The organism is Burkholderia sp. Bp9140, assembly GCF_003853425.1.
In the GTDB taxonomy this organism is placed as follows: domain Bacteria; phylum Pseudomonadota; class Gammaproteobacteria; order Burkholderiales; family Burkholderiaceae; genus Burkholderia.
In genome coordinates, this window is sequence record NZ_QTPQ01000016.1 from 62546 (window position 1) to 79708 (window position 17163).

Consider the following 17163-nt stretch of genomic DNA (forward strand, 5'->3'; position numbering starts at 1 on the left):
GTACTTCATCAATCGCTGGCGCGTCTGGCAGACGTGGACGGCACCGCTGACGATGCGCGGCGGCGTTGTGATTGCCGATGACGTAAGGCGCCTCGCGCGCAACCTCTTTCCGAGAAGATGAAGCGACACCGTCGACCGGCGCTGCACCGTCCGAAAATGGTCGTCGACCAGCGGATGATGATCGTGAGTCCGGCGCACACAGCCTCGAATTTTCGGAGGTGGACGCGCCTGTCGACGCTCCAAAGAAGCAAGCGGGTCAATCTTCTGCGCTGCAGACGTATCCGCACTTCGCGACGCGCGCCGACGCTCGGACGCTGGCGGTGCAGATCATCCAGCGCCGGGATGACACTTTCGGTGTCGACGCATTTGCCGACGTTACCAAGGCCTTCGCTCATGTTGCCTAGCATCCGGCATGTCGGACTTGAATCACGGAGCAAGTTACCAGAAGGTAACCCCAATAGACTTCCACATCGCAGAGCATTAAAACAGTGCATGCACAAACTGTTCGCTTCTCCGGACCTCGCAACAGGATAGGAACCCAAGATCGGATCTCTAAGTCGATTCTTGGTATGCGCTGACAGGTTGAGATTGTTATGGAGTGTTTATCAGTGAATATTAAGACATCTTCAACTTCGATCGCGTTCACAAAGACTCCGAGTGTGACCAACGCTTCGACTATTCGGACGGCGACGTAGCGAAAGAGAATACGCACGTGAACCAATTCGTTTCTGGCCCACAGCCTCCGATTCGTCGATAACAGCCCCCTGTCGATCGGTCACGCCCATAAACGTCGAAATCGATTCGTAACCTTCGCCCGACTAGCGGACAGTTTCGTTCATATTTAATGCCTGGCCCAAAATATGAAAAACTGAAATGTCAACCGACCAAGCAATGAAAAAACCTCGAAAACAGCGTGCAAATCTCCATCGTTCGCCAGTTCTGCAGATCGGACAAGGTTGTGGCACGTTTGCGGCCATGTTCGCGACCATTCTAGCCCTCGCGGCTTGCGGTGGTACCGCCGACGCCTCGAATCTGGCCCCCCAAGGCACCACCGCTGCGCCCCAGCTGACGGGCCTTGTCACGCAGTGGGGCGTCATCAGCGAACCACATTTGCCCACTGCGGCGTGCGTCACATTGAATGCCTCCCTTTCGCCTGCCAACGGCTCTATTGATGCAGTTGATCGGGATCCTACTCACTCGCAACCTGATACAGCCCGTATCCAGAAAGCGATCAATGATTGCCCTTCCGGCACCGCAGTCAAACTTACTGCAGGTCACACCGGTGCAACCGGATTCCTCAGCGGACCGCTTGTCTTGAAGTCAGGCGTATCCCTGTGGATCGATTACGGTGTTACGTTGTTTGCGTCGCGCAATCCTGCAGATTACGACAATGGTCGCGGTACGTGTGGAACCGCGACCATCACTGAGGAGAACGCGTGTAGTCCATTCATCCTCGCAGACAAAACAGAAGGAAGCGGTATTATCGGAGAAGGTACTATCGATGGCCGAGGCGGCAGCGTGCTCACCAACGGCCCCAATGCTGGCATACGCTCATGGTGGGATGTTGCTTACCAGAACAAGACTCAGAACCTACATCAGCAAAATCCATTATTGATCCACGTGCACAATGGATCCGGCTTCGTAATGTATCGAGTCGCGATCGTGAATGCCCCAAACACGCACATCGTAACAACCGGTGTATACGGAGTCACCATCTGGGGCATCAAAATCCTCTCGCCGACACTCGAGTATTCTGCACCAGGTTACGCCTGCTCTCCCAATTCCACGCCCGACAAAAAGACGCCGGCTACCTGCTTTACACCCGAAACGGCAAAGAACACGGATGGCTTCGATCCTGGTCAATCCAGCAACGTTCTGCTCGCCTATTCGTATATCAGCGACGGTGACGACAATGTCGCAGTCAAATCACACGGAAGGAAACGATCGAACAATATCGCCTTCATGCACAATCACTTCTATTATGGCCACGGCATGTCTATCGGCAGTGAAACTGACTCCAGCTTGAGTAGCATGGTGGTGGATGATTTGAGTATAGACGGCTTCGACAGTTCGGCAGGGGTTGGTCTACGCATCAAATCCGATTCCTCTCGCGGAGGCACCGTCAGCAACGTCATCTATCGAAACGTCTGCATGCGGAGTGTACGACAACCGCTCGTATTCGACTCGTATTACCGCAATCCAAGATCAGGTACAAAGTATCCGATTTTTACCAACATTACGATCAGCGGCCTGCATTCGTTAGGAAGCAGGAAGTACGGTGGTGGGCAATTGACATTCGCAGGCTTCGATGCCGAGGGCATAATGAATCCTTTGTCGATCACATTGAACAACGTTGTGTTTGACGGTCCCCAACCCACTTTTGCGTCCGGTCATAATGGCGGTCCATCAATAATACCAGCGGCCACACATTTCATTTTGGGACCTGGTGCCGTCAGCTTCGCATCGTCTATCGAGCAGTCTCCCGACAATGATGTTTCGGTAACTGGCGCGCCCGGCCGTTCAGAACCGGTGGATTGTGACAACGCCTTTGTGCCATTGCACACTGTGCTATCGGTGTCACCGATCTAGCGTACGTGTTATGTGCCCGCTCTCAAGATTGCAAAGAACTCGAGCAACATTGGCCGGCGGGTAGAGGTCGCAGCTTGTACCTTGGTAAGCGCCCGGGGAACACATCTGGACGACGAGTATTTCGTGGCACGGTCTTAGCTTGCCAAGCTGATGCGATGTGATAGCGTATCGGCATCACCGAGTTCGTTTCTCGCGTCGTCAGTTTCCAGTGAGTGATTTCCCCATGCGTCTTACAGTTGCCCAAGCTAACCACGTTGCCAAGGTTTTTCCGGAGTGTCGTGCTGAGATGTCCGACTTCCTCGAGGCTGGTGCCGAAGTGGTGATCTACAAGCAGAACGAATGCGGCAGCGATGTCCCGCCCTACGCAATCGCTGTTGCCGGTACCGCCTTCTGGGTTGATTGCTGTGAGACACCGGAGGAGGCAACAGCACTGGCCGACTCCCTCGGCCTTAAGGTCGTTGAGGTGCGCCGCTAGTTCCTTGCCTGCGTGTGGGTTGTCGGCACCGGCCCTTAACCAAGGGCGGGCACCCAACGATGCGGAAGTAGTTGCGAGATGTCGTCGGCGCGATGAGTGGGCAATCGCGTAAGCACATCTTTCAGGTAGACGTACGGATCATGCCCGTTAAGCTGCGCCGAACGGATCAAGCTCATGATCGCGGCGGCACGTTGCCCCGCACGCAGCGAGCCTACGAACATCCAGTTGCCCCGGCCGATCGCCCATGGACGTATCTGGTTTTCAACCCAGTTATGCCGACTCCCCGATTATGCCGCGTCACGAATCCACGCACACGACGGTTGGGCGGATCTCTGTTCCCGGTCGCTCGGATTGTCGGCATTATCAGAGAGCCTCCAGGAAGGCGAGCAACGGATCTGGAGGTTTGTAGCGTGTCGGCGCGACGCCACTCACCGTGGCGTGCGCGAGCGCGCGTTCCTTGAGTTGCATGTCGGCGTGCAAGTAGATCTGAGTAGTCTCGGAGGACTCGTGGCCGAGCCAGAGCGCGATCACGGTTAGGTCGACACCGTGATGCATCAGGCTCATCGCGGCCGTGTGCCTCTTATATCGTTGGGTAGATAATCGGCATAGCTGCGCCGTCGCGCTATTGCAGTCCGGTACTGACATAACCGTGATTCGCGACTATCTTGGCCACGTGAGTATCGCAACGACCGGACGCTACGTTGCAACCAACCTGCAAATGAAACGTGATGCGCTGGAAACGTTCTGGCAGCATGCAGGGATTCAGTCCGCCAAAGCGAGGCCATGGAAGCCCACACCGAATCTTCTGGCGTTTCTAAACTCTCTCTGACTCCCGGATTTATGTCGTGATCAGCGACGCGTGACGGCTGATCGCGCAACGGCGACGCCATCAGACTCGGCATAAAACGCAACTCGGGATAATGATCCCAGCATGCTGCTTCTTGGATCTTGCCGTTCGCGTACAACTGATCGAATCCGGCGTAGGCATCGGCCTGCAGGATGCCGTGGAATGCGGCGAGCCGGGCTTGAGGGTGGACCCCTTTGCGATCCGAGGAGAAGTCGAACCATACCGCAGCCGGGTCCGTCGAGCCCGCGCGGCGATCGTCGCGCACGTAGACCCAGAAGCGTCCGGTCGTCGTTTTGCCGTTGCCTGGCGCGAGCACCGCGACTGGTGTGTCGTCAACGTGCACTTTGCCAGGAACCAATGCATAGCGCTGGATCGCTCCAACAAGCGGCACGCAAAGCTCGGCGATCTGCCCGAGCCAGCGCCCCATGCTGCCGCGATCCAGTGTCACGCCGTCGCGTGCCGCAATCTCCGATTGACGATACAGCGGTTGGTGGTCGGCGAACTTCGATACCGCAATATCGGCCAGCAGGCTCGGATGCGCGATGCTGTGCTCGATCGGCAGGCTGAGCATCGCGGGCTGTTCGATGTGACCGCAATCAGGACAGCACAGCTTGTGGCGAATCGTGCGGATCACTTTGAACGCGGCCGCCACGCGGGCGAGCTGCTCGGATACATCCTCACCAAGTCGCTGCATCGTCGTCGCGCACTTGGGGCAAGCCGGATCCGGCGTGAGTTCGATTTCGTCGCGCGGCAAGTGCGGCGGCAGTGGCTCTCGTGTGGACGCTCGGCCAGGTGGTGCCTTCGACGTCTTGTTCTGCTGTCCTCGCGTCTCTGCAGCACCCTGGCTGGCCGTCAGGTCTTCCAGCTGCGCCTCAAGTTTATCGATCTGCCGGGCCAGTTTCTCGGACTTGCTCCCGAAGTACATCCGCCTGAGCTTATCGATCTGTACCTTCAGGCGCTCGATTTCGTCATCGCGAGCGGCGATCTCCCGCACCATGTTTGCGATCGAGGCTTGCTGTTCAAGCAGCGACGCCTGCTGCGCGAGCACCAGGGCCTGGAGCTCAGCGACGGTGGCAGGAAGCGGCGCATCTTTGGACATGCGTCGCAGTTTACGAGCCTTCGATGCGGTTTACAACATCGACAGAGCGGCAGTACGTCGCGGCTGTCGCCAGTCGATGCCCTCGAGCAGCATCGACAGTTGAGCGCTCGTCAGATGGATCTTTCCGCCGTCGGCCTGCGGCCAGATAAAACGGCCTCGCTCCAATCGTTTTGCGAGCAACCAGAGCCCGTCGTCGGTCGCCCAAAGCAGTTTCACGAGATCGCCCCGGCGACCGCGAAAAATGAAGACGTTGCCGCCCAGCGGGTTCTCTTCGAGCGTCGTCTGCACCTTCGCACACAAGCCCTGGAAACCGCAGCGCATGTCGGTCACGCCCGCAGCGAGCCAGATGCGCGTACCCGCTGGAAAGCCGATCATCGTGACAGCTCGCGAATAAGCAGCTTCAGCGTTGCTGGTGATACATCACCGCGTAGACGAACCCGTGCCCGTTCAAACTCGATCTCGCAAACACCTTCTGCCAATGACGCGGCTTCCGAGGTCGTCATCGCAGTTGCCGCGACCGCGGTCTCGTCAACAATACTTACCGGCAGCAACGTCGGAATTGCATCGGCCGATTTCTGGTCTACATGTTCAGGGCGCGGTGGACCAAATGCACCTTCAAGATATTGGCGACGCCATCGGAAGAGCAAGTTGGTGTTGACATCGTTACGCCGCGCAACCAGCGATACCGACGCACCTGGCTCGAACGTTTGCTCGACCAGCGCTCGCTTGAATTCGTCCGCGAAGTTCGGTCGTTTGCTCGACTTCACGCTCTTGCTGGCCGACATCTCGTCCACTTTAGCTCCCACTAAAAAAATTTAGTGGGAACTACGATACATTCGATCAGGCCCCGTGGCCGAACGGCCTGCCCGAGCCGCTTACGACCGAGGCTGTGTGGAAACACGTAACTCAGCGTCGGCGGGCGCAGATCCCGTGCCGCATTTTCGCAGCCTTCAGGTGAACGAGGAGTGTCGCCATGGCTTCAGTGCCGAGTTGCTGTCGTCCCTCGGCATGTAAGAGCACCCTGGAGTGCTTCACGCACCCACCAGCCGCATTGCCTTCATGGTTTTCGAGAACCCGAGTATCGCTATGACGCGTTTGAGGTTGTATGCCAGTACATGCAAACTCATTTCGGTGCTCACGTTGGCAAACCGGCGAGTCAGGAAGTGCGTGTAGCCCATCCAGTGCTTGAACGTCCCGAACACATGCTCAACTGTCCGTCTTCGCACCGTCATCGCATTCGGCATTCGGTCCAGTCTTCGCTGCGCAGCTTCCAGCACTGATTCGTGCTCCCAGCGCGTGATCCGCCGGTAATTGCTTGGCGTGCATTGTGGTTTCATGGCGCAGCCGATACAGGCGCTACTCCAGTAACGACGTAGATACATGCCATGTTCCAGACCAGTAAACCGGTAGATCGCACGTTGCCCGGCCGGGCATAGATATTCGTCATCCCGGGCAATGTAAATAAAGTCGGCCCGATCGAAGCGGCCATCAGCCTTCGCGCTGGATGTCGTGACCTTGGGCAGAATGGCGGCAATGCCCGCGTCCTCGCAAGCCTTTATCTGTGGGCCACTGTAATACCCGCGATCAGCGATAGCCTTCAATTTGGTTCTACCCATGGCATCACGAGCAGCTTGCGCCATTGGACTTAGCTGCGCGCGGTCACTACCCGCGTTCGTAACTTCATGCGCAACGATAAGATGGTGCTTGGCATCTACGGCGATCTGCACGTTGTAGCCGACCATCCCAGAACCACGGCCACTGGTCGCCATGGAACGTGCATCGGGATCCGTCAGCGAGATCTGTCCGTCAGGCAGCGTCTTCAACTCCTCTTTGATCTGCTCAAGGTGACGCATTTGCCCCTGCAATTGCGCAATCTTCTCTTTGAGTCGAGTCGTTTTGGCTTCCACCTCGGGCGGCTGCGTTCGATCGGCCGTTTCTAATGCGCCCAGGTAACGATGGATGCTTTCCTCGATCTGCTGCTGCCGCTTATCGATCTTGCCCGTCGTAAAGTTTCGGTCGCGTGTATTGGAGGCCTTGAACTTACTTCCATCGATGGCGACCATGGCCTGGGAGAACAGCTTGAGATCGCGGCACAACACGACAAACCGACTACAGACGTTGCGAATACCTGTGCCGTTGTTGCGTCGAAAGTCAGCTATCGTTTTGAAGTCTGGCACTAGGCGGCCAGTCAGCCACATCAGCTCGATATTGCGCTGACATTCGCGTTCCAGGCGTCGGCTTGATTGAATCCGGTTTAGGTAGCCGTAGATGTATATTTTCAGTAGCACTGCCGGATGGTAGGAGGGGCGGCCTGTCGTCGAAGGCGTGACACTGGTGAAGCCAAGTGTGTTCAGATCAAGCTCTTCGACAAAGGCCTCGACGATCCTGACCGGGTTATCCTCGGCAACGAAATCGTCCAGGCATTCGGGCAATAGCGCTACCTGCTTGCGGTCATCGCCTTCAACGAATCGCTTCATGGGCCACCCATCCTGAACGCGTTGATTCAGTCTAGGTGATCAACGCGTTTTCACACAGCCTCGACCCACAGCCGCCCGGTTTTCGTCTTGCCATTGCCCGGCGCGAGCACCGGAACTGGCGTATCGTCGGCGTGCAGCTTCGTGGCTGCCATCACATGCAGGCGCAGCGCATCGACCAGCGGTTGCAGTAGCTTGGCACTGTGCCCCACCCATTTCGCCAGCAACGAGCGATCCAGTTCCACGCCTTCTCGGGCGTAGATCGCCGACTGACGGTACAACGGCAGATGATCGTTGAACTTCGCCACGAGCACATGTGCAAGTAGTCCCGGGCCGGCCTGACCCCGTTCGATGGGGCGGCTTGGCGCTGCCGCCTGTGCGATCTGATCGCAACAGGTGCAGGCCAGTTTCGGTCGAACATGGCGAATCACGCGGAAGCTGGCCGCCACGTATTCCAGTTGCTCGGACACGTCTTCGCCGAGCGGCTTCATCGCGCCACCGCACGCCGTGCAGGTTTCGTCGGACTCCGGCAGGTACGTTCGTATGTCGCGCGGCAGATACTCCGGCAGCGGCTTGCGTTGTATCTGTTCCGGTACCGTGCGCGGTGCCTTGGGAATCTCGATGGGCGCGGCGCCTTCGTCGGCTTCGAGATCTTCCAGTTTCAGTTCGAGCTGCTCGATCTGACGATCCAGTTTCTCGGAGCTGCGCCCGAATGCCATACGGCGCAGCTTCGCGATCAACAGCTTCAGGTGCTCGATCTCGGCCTTGCCCGTGGCCACCACGGCTTCGTGTGATTCGACCAGATCTTCCAGATGACCGATGCGCGCATCGCGCTCAAGCAACAAGGCTTTGAGCGCTTCGATGTCATCCGGATAGGCGTTGACCGCGGTCATGCCCGCAGTTTACGCGGGCGCCGGGAGGTTTACAACGCCGAACTCGGCTCGGTCGTACGCACCGGCTGCCGCCAGTCGATGCCTTCGAGCAGCATCGATAACTGGGCCTGGCTCAGGCAGACCACGCCGCCATCGGCGCGCGGCCAGATGAAGCGCCCACGCTCCAGGCGTTTCATCAGCAGACACATGCCGTCGCCGCTCCACCACAGCACTTTGACCAGATCGCCCCGCCGGCCACGAAACACGAACACGTGCCCGCTGAACGGATCTCGCTCCAGCACGGTCTGGACCTTAGCCGCCAGGGTGTTGAACCCGCAGCGCATGTCGGTCACGCCTGCAGCCAACCAGACGCGAGTTCGACTCGGCAAACCGATCACGCTGCCATCCCCTGCATGCCGCGCAACATGTGCAGCACCAGCGTCAACGTACTCTCGTCCGGAGCGCCTTCGATGCGGACATGGGCGTTGCCTACGTTGATCTCAATCGCGCCCGTCAGTATCGTGGTCGGCGCCGACACCGGCACCAGCGGCGTAGTCTCGGCAAGCGGCGTCTCCACTTTCACCGGTAGCAGTCCAGCCGAATCGTATTCGCCGGCCCGTAACGAACGGCGCCATTTGAACACCAGATTCGCATTCAGGCCGTGCTCCATTGCCAGGCGCGCGACTGACACGCCGGGCTCGCATGCCAGCCTGGCCATCTCGCGCCGGAATTCGAGCGGGTGATTCGGGATGCCTTTGCGGCCAATCCTCTTTGGTGCTTCTGTTGTCAAAGTAGTCCCCGCTACTTGAAGTGGTGGGGACTACTCTGGCAATTTCTGGTCAGGCCGTCGAGACGGTGCTGGAGACTCGCTTACGGTGCGGTTGTCGGTTGCAAATCTGCCGGACGGCCGGGCACGCCCTTCGGAAGCCTGCCTTCTGCTTGATCGATCCAGCGTCGCAGCAGGTTCGCGTTGAGCCTGTGCTCCAGCGCGACTGCTGCGACCGATACTCCGGTACCGTGGCAGGCAGCTACGTCTGGCCTTGAATTCCTCGTTGTAGCGTCGCCGCCGGCGGCGTTCGGAGGGCATTCCTTTTTCGACGATAGTGTTCACGTGTCCGCTTATTCGTTAGGTGGACACGATACCCCCAAGAGCTTTACCGAACTTCAAGATGGGTTGCCCGGCCGCTTACGTACCTTGCATTGTAAGATTCGCATATGATTCAACTTCCCGGTGAGCAGGCGCAAGATCTCCCACGTGCATTCGCACTTTCTGCCTGAATCACCGGACATTCCGACGGTCGGCGTCGCCTGACGCCGACCACGAACTGCGGCAACGGCTACGCGTGCCGGCTGGAAGTGGCCACGGTTTCACCCCACTCGCCCGCACATGCTGCTACGCCGGGAGGGCCTGGCCCAGAACCATAAGCGCACTGAGCGGCTGTACTGCGCAGGAGGCCTGTCGCTTCGCTTGAAATGCCGAAAGAAGCGCCCGAGTCATCTACTCGCGGTCATGCGGAGTCCAACAGCGCGGACCAAACCCGGGCGGTGGCTTTTGTTGCTGACGCGGTGGTGCATGGCCGACGCATTCGTTGTTTACCATCATCGATGTGTAGAATCGGGAGTTCCCGCACATCGAAAGCATCAACGGTTGACTAAGCGAAGAATGTTTAAACCAGCATGCGTTCGTTAGTCTCAACGATGCACGCAAGCGAATCGAAACGTGGCCCACGGACTACAACTCGGTGCGCCCGCATAGTGCCTTGGGGCACTTGGCGCCGGGCCAATTCCGGCAGCCGCATCAACCGAAAACCGACGAGTCCGCTAAATTGCGAATGGTGTGCTCAGGGCAGGTAACGTAAGAGTAACCCGCCATCGCGTGAAATCAAGAGTAGCAACATGGGGATCTATTTGCACGTCGCAGCTTCGTGCGAGCGAGCCCGCCGCTGGCGACTGCGACATAAACCAGTCCGCGAATTTAACCGCCGCCCCTAAAGATCGATACTCGCCAGTAATATACGCCCCCCGTCGTGGGGCCATTCTCTCTGAACAATCGCATCCAGGATCCGCTGCTTTCCGAGCTCGAAGGAAAGCAGTAGTTGCGTCGGATCTTCGTCGGAGGCGCCCAGTTTCTCGCAAACCGTCCGCGGACAGAGTGCAAAAGAGAAATAGCCCCATCCCAAGCCATAAGCCGAGAAACAGACGGTCGAATCGATCGCCAGGAACGGCATTGTAAGGGTTGCACGGAGGTGGTCGATGGCTTTCTCTTCCTAGCAGTAGTTAATGGGTAAAGTCGCGAACACGGAAATCAAGCGAAGGCACCCTTCGATCCAAGTAGACAGTCAGCTCGCTCGTCATCACGTGTTCGGCCAGAGGCAAACACCCCTTAACCAATCGCGCGCCAACTCTTCCTGTTCCCGATGGAGACGCTATTGCCGCATCGCAAGCATGGGAACAGTTCGCCACGTCTCCAAGAGAACCTAAGCACCATGCACAAAGCTAGCACACGCTCTGCGTGGACGTAAGGTGGTTACCAAAAAGAAACTGAGCGCAAGGCGAAGCGCGTCAGAATAGCCGGATGCGATTTCTCCGGTGGCGAGGCGCATCGCATCCGACGATTGCCGGATTCCAGCCACGGTTTCGGCTAGGGCGCCCCCATTTTCGTCAAGCGCAGCGAGCAGGCTGCTACGGTGACGTCACAAGAATCAACATGCTTTCAACTTGATGCAAGCGCTGCAACCTGGCTCGCCGATAGGGTGCCCCGATAGATGCGGAGGCCAGCGATTTTTCCATTGAAAGTCGGATCGTTCTCAAACTGAGATCGACCGACCCAATTTTTGGTGCTATGGCCGATGTCGCACGGGTAGTACATCATGGCATCGCTCGACGCCACTGCATTACCGTTGACATAGAGCGTAGCTGTGTTTCCCCCAAGAGTCACAGCAACATGCGTCCAACTACCCGAAATAAGTGGGCCCGGACCTTCGACCTTCGACGTCAGGTAACCTTGGGACAACGACATACTGAAGCTGAGTCTACCGTTGCTGTCATATGGCGTGAGGAACATATAGCGATTGATGCTTGCACCGAAATCGAAGATGCGTGCCCACGTCTGACTGCCATTCCAGTATACCCACGTCGCGATCGTGAAATCGCCAGCCGCCAATACAATGTCGTCAGGTAGGCTCACGTACGCGCCATTTCCGTTCAGCGAAACAGCCGTACGGACGCTATCGGTCACCCATGTCGCACCGCCGAGTAGTGTTCCGTTATGTGCGTTTCCTGTTCCGTCTACGGCGGTCATGCCAGTCGCGTCGTTGAACGGCAGGTCCGTATCCAGCAACACGCCGATCACGGCCGGAGCTATGTTGGATGCCGCCGTTTCGCCAGATGGCACGGTCGCCGTTACGACGTAGTAGTACTTGCCCGGCGAAAGACCCGTGTCGGTATATGTAAGCAGGTCGGAGATACCACTTGCTACCACGGCATACGCTCCCCCCGACGTGGTACTGCGCTTGACGGTGTAACTTGTCGCGTACGCTGTGCCCCACCACGACAGCACGACCTGTCCCGCTTGAGTCACCGCCGAGAGTCCGCTGGGTGACGCGCCCGCCCCTACCGGATCAAGTGTGTGAGTTAATGTCCCATATCCGAGTTGGTCAAACCCGCCGCTGGTAGTCCCATAGTATCCAGCGCCACCTTCAGGAGAGACAAGCGATGCGAATTTTCCACTGAAAGGCGAGGCAATTCCGCGCCGATTGACATAGTGATTGTAGATTAAGGCCCACTCCGGGCGAGCGGTGCCTTGGGCTAGCGTAGAAAACACCGTATCCGTCCCGCCACCTGGTACGACATACGTGGAAAAAGGAACTGGATAATAGGTTGAACCGGTTTGGATCAGATTGCCTTTCGCGACATATTCGCATGCAGCGAGAACGCGATTGTTTGCGTAACCGTATAGATCGATACCCTGATTCCAGGCCATTTCACAGAAGTTGCTAACAATCGAGATGCTGAGCGTATCGTGGCCTTGATCACGTCCCGCCTCTTGCGTTTGCCCCAGATAACCCGGGTGCATGTAGTAGACCATCTGGGCGATAGCACCGTTTCCGATACCCTTCTGGAAGTATGTAATCGCCTCTTCAAAAATGGTTTGGTTGTCGCAAAGCACCCCGACCGAAAGAACCATTGCCATGGCACTCAGATCCCAGCTCGAGTATACCGCTGGCGCATTACCTGTCAGACCAGACGTCCCCTGGTTCATTGGGTAAAACACACTCAGCATCATGCGCTGAAAGGCAGCGAAATCTTGCGCAACCCAGCCGGAGTAGGTTCTCATGATCTCTGCGGCGTTTGCAATCTGATAGCCCTGCAAGCCCGCCACGAGATAGCCATCGTAGTAGCCGTTCGTTGTTGCGATTTGCGTGAGCGTGGCCCCCCAAGCATTCAGAATCGCGACCGCGGTGTTAGCTGCTGCTGTGTCCCCCCGAATCTTCCAGATCAACGCATTGGCGTACGCCGCCGCCGCGTCGTGGCATAGATCCAGGAAATTGTCGGGTTGACCGGGGTAGTTTCGGTAGACCACTGCATGGGGATTTGGTGTCCAGCTCGAGCTTGCAAAAGAACTTCCCAGCAGCTTATTCCAGCTATCGATCCAAGGCGATGCGCTCGCTGCCACTTTCTGCGCCATCCGGTTGAAATCGCTTTGCGTATGGAGTAACCCGGGATGTACAAACGAGTTGATCTCAGACTGCGCGCTAACTGCAATCTGGCGACTGGACGCCGCGCTGCGGCTCGTAGTATCGTTGTCGAAGCCGCTGCCGCATCCAGTCAATGCCAGCGCACCAAGACCTTGCAAGAATGTCCGTCGTGAAATGTTGCTCCCGATTGACCACAACGGATCGAGCACGCCGACGGCTCTTTCGCCTCGGTTGATTCCGCGTTCTGATTGTTCCCCGCTAAGGATTTTTGTCCTCACACGCTCGAACTTACGTTTTTTCACCATCAATTCTCCAAACGTCGGATTACGTTATCGATTGCACGCGCATCGATTTCATGCCCCATGCGTGGTACGAGATCGAGGGTTACGGTAACGCCAAGCGTGCGCAAGTTGCGCTCAGCTTCGACAGCAAGCTGTACGGGCATAACGTGATCAGCGTCGCCGTGGATCAGGTGAATCTTTGGTGTCATTTGATGTGCAGTGCGTGGGGGAACAGCAAAGCGACCCGCTATCGCGACGGTCCGCACAGCTATGGCGTCGCCCGCCAGTTGGCTTGCCTCTAGCACCATGATGGCGCCCTGGGAGAAGCCGATAAGCGTCGTATTCCCCGCATCAACCTGGGCACAGGTTTGCCATCTGCGAACCGCGGTGAGAAAATTCGGCATTGCAGTAGCCACTCGACCGGGCCGATTGGCTTCGGTCACGTCGTGCGTGGAAAACCATTGCCAGCCACGTCCAAGTGGCTCGGGAGAACATATGCTCACGATCAGCGAATCAGGAAAGCGACCCGCCAATATTCGACCGACCGGGGTGAGACTCTCTGGCTGCGAACCCACGCCATGAAACAGCAGAATAAGACTCGTCACGCGCTCGGGTCGGTGAACAACAAGATCCAAGTTTGAACCAGTTGCGAAATCATTCATGCGATCGAGTCCTTGCCCCTAGATGAGTGACCAAACAGGTAGGTATCCATAGACAACACTCCGTGCGTAACGCCTCCCTCGAATATTGCAGCGTTTAGCGCCAGGCCAGTTGCACCGGCTGCTACGAGCAATGGCCAGAAATGCTCCGATGTGGGATGAGCCCGCTGAGCGTGCGGTGCGAGCTCCAAGGTCCGGCGCAACCGATCTACATCTCCACTCGCTATTACACGACGCAGCCATCGAGAAAACTCAACGACGTAGGGCATAGCCTCAGAATCGCAATTGAAGTGAAGTTCATGAAGATTGTGGGTCGTACTACCGCTACCGACAATGAGAACGCCCTCCTCAGAAAGCGGCGCAAGTGCCTCCCCCAAAGCCCATGCATCGTCAGCGTTCAAATCTTCGGGTAAGGAAACCTGAAATGTCGGCACTTCACCATTCGGGAACATGTGCATCAATGGAATCCAAGCACCATGATCCAATCCGCGCACAATATTGCGGCTCGGTGACCATCCCGCTTGCTTGAGCACGTTGAAAGTGAGCTGCGCCAATTCAGGATGACCGAGAACTGGATATTCGATCTCGTATAAGAGGGGGTCAAAACCGGCGAAGTCGTGAATTGTCGTCGGTCTTTCCGTCATGCCAACGACCGGCTTTGACGTCATCCAATGTGGTGATACCACAAGAATCGCTCGTGGCTTGGATATGCATTGACCCAGTGTCGTCAAAACTCGGCCGGCCTGGGCCGGCCTCATCGCGAAAGTTGGTGCCCCGTGCGAAACAAATAGGCTCGGCAAACGATTCATATCGATCTGCTAGTATGGCAATGGTTTCACCGGTGAAAATCTATCCATTTTCTCTACGAGCGCAACGAACACTTCCTCCGGGCCGAAAACCTCCAGTGATTTATGCTCCATCATTTTTTCTTGCGTTGCCTAAGAGCGGTAAGAAGACTAACAAAGTGATCGAAGCCGCGACAGGTACTTTCCATTTGGTAACCCTGGATCGTCGGCTCGTTGGTGGCGGTTCCTTCATTTCAACCTTTGAGAGCACCATGGCTAATGCATTCCATCAAAGGCGCTCGCATGGACTCTAGCCCACAAAAAATGTCCAATTTGGAAGTGGAAATTCGGGCACACGTCGGCGTGGATGCCGAATCCGAACCGGCACGCACGGTGCTGGCACCGCGGGCAACGTTAGCGACGTGCTCGGAACCAACATCCTGCTGCATCGCTAAGAAGCTGACGCGTTTGGCGTTGGGGCCACCAGCAGGGCCACACGAGCACCCGAAGGCTCGGGCCAGCATGAATTGGCTCGTCGCGAAGAAGCCGGCTACCGCCGAGGCTTGCACAAAGACAATCCGCTGAACGCAACAGAGAGAGCGGATCAAGGGCGGCATCCCGGACAAGGTCAAACCCCGTTCCGGGTGATGAAACGGCAGCTCGGCAACTCCAAGGGCCGCTATCGAGGGTTGCGGAAGAACGCGCCGCAACTCGTGACCTTATTCACACTGTCAACTTGTGGAACGAGCGGCGAGCTGGTGGCTACTGGGCATGTGAGTTTGACCCGGCCGGGGAGTCTCAACTCCATTCGTGATGGGTTATTGAGCGCTGCTCGGTTTTCGACTGCAACGGTGGCAATTCTAGGTTCGATCGGAAATCATCACCATGGTAGTCCGTGTCAACAATGGCACGCTTTCGGAGTTCGCGCAGCAGCCCGTTGATCAGTAGGTCTTCCTGGTCCGGTTGGCCGAGTCCGTGGAGTGACAGCACGTCGACCAACCCGGCCCGATAACGGGCCTCGATGGCATCAGCGAGCTGTTCTGGCGTGCCAGCAACGAACCAGTGTCCGGTCTCCTGCGCGCGGATGATTAGCTCTCGCAGCGTCAGTCGCTGCCGCGCATAGCCGATGAAGATCGCGACGCGACCGCGCCTGCGATGCACGCGATCGATCTCTGGCAGCAGTGACTCCGGCAAAGGTTGATCGAGCGGCAAATCTCGCAGGTCGATGCTACCACCAAGCATGTCGGCCAGTTTCAGTCTTCCCTGCTCATAATCGATGCGTTCGTGCTTTTCGCGCAGTCGCCGCGCAACATCAGCGTCGGACTCCCCTATTACCGAATGGAATGAGTTCATCACGAACGGCAGCCTGTCTCCCCGGCCAAACGTGGCGGCCTGCCGACGCAGTTCGGTGACGAATTTGCGCGCGTCGTCGAGCGTTGGTTGCGACGTGTAGACGACTTCGGCATATCGTGCGCCAAGCGTCACGCCGCTTGCCGACTGCCCCGCCTGGAACTGCACGGGGCGCCGTTGCGGTGACGGCGGCACGTTCAGCGGTCCCTGCACCTGGAAGTGCTCACCGAGGTAGCCAATCGCCCCAAGCTTGCGCGGATCGACCGACACGCTACCGCTCGCCGCGCGTCGCGCCGCTGCGGGGTCGTTTGCGTCGAACAGTGCGTTGACGACTTCGACGAATTCGGTCGCACGTGCATAGCGCTGCTCCGGGTCGGGCAGCGCGGCATCCCCAAAATTCTCCTCGCCGACCGATGACGTGACCGCGTTCCATGCCGCACGGCCGCCGCTCACATGGTCGAGCGTACCAATCAGCCGCGCGAGATTGTACGGATGGTGGTACGTGGTCGACACTGTAGCGACGAGCCCGATTGACGAGGTCGCCTGGCTCAGCGCGGCCAGCGCGACGATTGGCTCCTGGCTGCCGGTGTTGCCGGCGAGCCCGGCCGGATCAGCCTGCAACAGGTCTGCAGTGAAAAGGCCTGTGATCTTTTCAGCTTCCGCCTTGCGCGCGAGCGAGGCCGCGCGATGCATGCCGTGCGCTACGCTTGGGTCGCCCTGCACGCATATCACGTTCGCCGCGCCGACCAGGGTTTTAAGTCTCCTACGCTGGCTACTCATGCCGCTCCTCTTTCGTCCGATCCTTTCATTAGCATCCCTTTTTGTTCCACTGGGAAATACGGGTATGAAACGGATACATCGGTTCTCCTGGCCAGAAAGCCCGCCATCCGCGAATCCATGTAAGCGTCAAATAGTCCGCGACGTCCGTGACCATAACGCAAGCCCCCCAGTTCACCGGAACAAACATATTCGGGTTTTCATATTCGTCTTGATTGTTTGACCCAGAGCTTCGCCCCGAAAAATAATTCCGCGTGT

12 protein-coding genes and 5 pseudogenes are annotated in these 17163 nt (G+C 57.6%); 4 read left to right on the top strand and 13 right to left on the bottom strand.

Annotation, left to right across the window (positions count from 1 at the left end):
- The first annotated feature begins 873 nt into the window (after positions 1-873).
- Together DIE21_RS15260 and DIE21_RS15265 are read left to right on the top strand one after the other, a co-directional pair.
- Positions 874-2589, top strand: coding sequence for a glycoside hydrolase family 28 protein (locus tag DIE21_RS15260; RefSeq protein ID WP_260432499.1), 1716 nt, complete (start codon positions 874-876; stop codon positions 2587-2589).
- A 286-nt stretch (positions 2590-2875) separates the two neighbouring features.
- Positions 2876-3064 carry a hypothetical protein gene (locus DIE21_RS15265; protein WP_260432500.1) on the top strand — a complete coding sequence of 63 codons (189 nt, stop codon included), beginning with the start codon at positions 2876-2878 and terminating at the stop codon, positions 3062-3064.
- Positions 3065-3099: 35 nt separating this feature from the next.
- Here the strand turns inward: DIE21_RS15265 and DIE21_RS15270 are convergent.
- Positions 3100-3339: pseudogene (locus tag DIE21_RS15270) on the bottom strand (transposase domain-containing protein); the annotation flags it as partial.
- 88 nt (positions 3340-3427) lie between these two features.
- Positions 3428-3643 (bottom strand): annotated as a pseudogene (locus DIE21_RS15275) (tyrosine-type recombinase/integrase); the annotation flags it as partial.
- Positions 3644-3713: 70 nt separating this feature from the next.
- Between DIE21_RS15275 and DIE21_RS15280 the strand changes: the two are divergent.
- Positions 3714-3893: a hypothetical protein gene (locus DIE21_RS15280; protein ID WP_260432503.1), complete on the top strand. Its 180-nt coding sequence runs from the start codon at positions 3714-3716 to the stop codon at positions 3891-3893.
- Between the two features lie 91 nt (positions 3894-3984).
- Here DIE21_RS15280 and tnpC (DIE21_RS15285) read toward each other — a convergent pair.
- The 7 genes and pseudogenes from tnpC (DIE21_RS15285) to tnpA (DIE21_RS15315) all read right to left on the bottom strand — a co-directional run.
- Positions 3985-5010, bottom strand: a pseudogene (gene tnpC, locus DIE21_RS15285) (IS66 family transposase); the annotation flags it as partial.
- 30 nt (positions 5011-5040) lie between these two features.
- Positions 5041-5385 carry an IS66 family insertion sequence element accessory protein TnpB gene (gene tnpB, locus DIE21_RS15290; protein ID WP_124498489.1) on the bottom strand — a complete coding sequence of 115 codons (345 nt, stop codon included), beginning with the start codon at positions 5383-5385 and terminating at the stop codon, positions 5041-5043.
- A complete protein-coding gene (gene tnpA, locus DIE21_RS38270) occupies positions 5382-5795 on the bottom strand; it encodes an IS66-like element accessory protein TnpA (protein WP_124498561.1) in 414 nt (137 codons plus the stop codon). The genes tnpB (DIE21_RS15290) and tnpA (DIE21_RS38270) overlap by 4 nt, the downstream gene beginning before the upstream one ends.
- A gap of 246 nt (positions 5796-6041) precedes the next feature.
- Positions 6042-7487, bottom strand: a complete 1446-nt coding sequence (locus DIE21_RS15300; RefSeq protein ID WP_124498490.1) for an IS1182 family transposase — start codon at positions 7485-7487, stop codon at positions 6042-6044.
- A 62-nt stretch (positions 7488-7549) separates the two neighbouring features.
- Positions 7550-8377: pseudogene (tnpC, locus tag DIE21_RS15305) on the bottom strand (IS66 family transposase); the annotation flags it as partial.
- A gap of 29 nt (positions 8378-8406) precedes the next feature.
- Complete coding sequence (gene tnpB / locus DIE21_RS15310) at positions 8407-8754, bottom strand: IS66 family insertion sequence element accessory protein TnpB (RefSeq protein ID WP_006477753.1); 348 nt, start codon at positions 8752-8754, stop codon at positions 8407-8409.
- Positions 8751-9146: an IS66-like element accessory protein TnpA gene (gene tnpA, locus DIE21_RS15315; protein WP_124498491.1), complete on the bottom strand. Its 396-nt coding sequence runs from the start codon at positions 9144-9146 to the stop codon at positions 8751-8753. Before tnpA (DIE21_RS15315) ends, tnpB (DIE21_RS15310) begins: the two co-directional genes overlap by 4 nt.
- 877 nt (positions 9147-10023) lie before the next feature.
- Here tnpA (DIE21_RS15315) and DIE21_RS15320 point away from each other — a divergent pair.
- Positions 10024-10215: pseudogene (locus DIE21_RS15320) on the top strand (integrase core domain-containing protein); the annotation flags it as partial.
- Between the two features lie 854 nt (positions 10216-11069).
- Here the strand turns inward: DIE21_RS15320 and DIE21_RS15330 are convergent.
- From DIE21_RS15330 to DIE21_RS15345, 4 genes are all read right to left on the bottom strand, one after another.
- A complete protein-coding gene (locus DIE21_RS15330; RefSeq protein WP_124498493.1) occupies positions 11070-13358 on the bottom strand; it encodes a LamG-like jellyroll fold domain-containing protein in 2289 nt (762 codons plus the stop codon).
- Positions 13358-13996 carry an esterase gene (gene ypfH / locus DIE21_RS15335; RefSeq protein WP_124498494.1) on the bottom strand — a complete coding sequence of 213 codons (639 nt, stop codon included), beginning with the start codon at positions 13994-13996 and terminating at the stop codon, positions 13358-13360. Before ypfH ends, DIE21_RS15330 begins: the two co-directional genes overlap by 1 nt.
- Entirely contained in the window at positions 13993-14802 is an 810-nt protein-coding gene (locus DIE21_RS15340; protein WP_124498495.1) for a class III extradiol ring-cleavage dioxygenase, read from the bottom strand. The genes ypfH and DIE21_RS15340 overlap by 4 nt, the downstream gene beginning before the upstream one ends.
- Before the next feature lie 774 nt (positions 14803-15576).
- A complete protein-coding gene (locus DIE21_RS15345; RefSeq protein WP_124498496.1) occupies positions 15577-16908 on the bottom strand; it encodes an NtaA/DmoA family FMN-dependent monooxygenase in 1332 nt (443 codons plus the stop codon).
- Between the last annotated feature and the right edge of the window lie 255 nt (positions 16909-17163).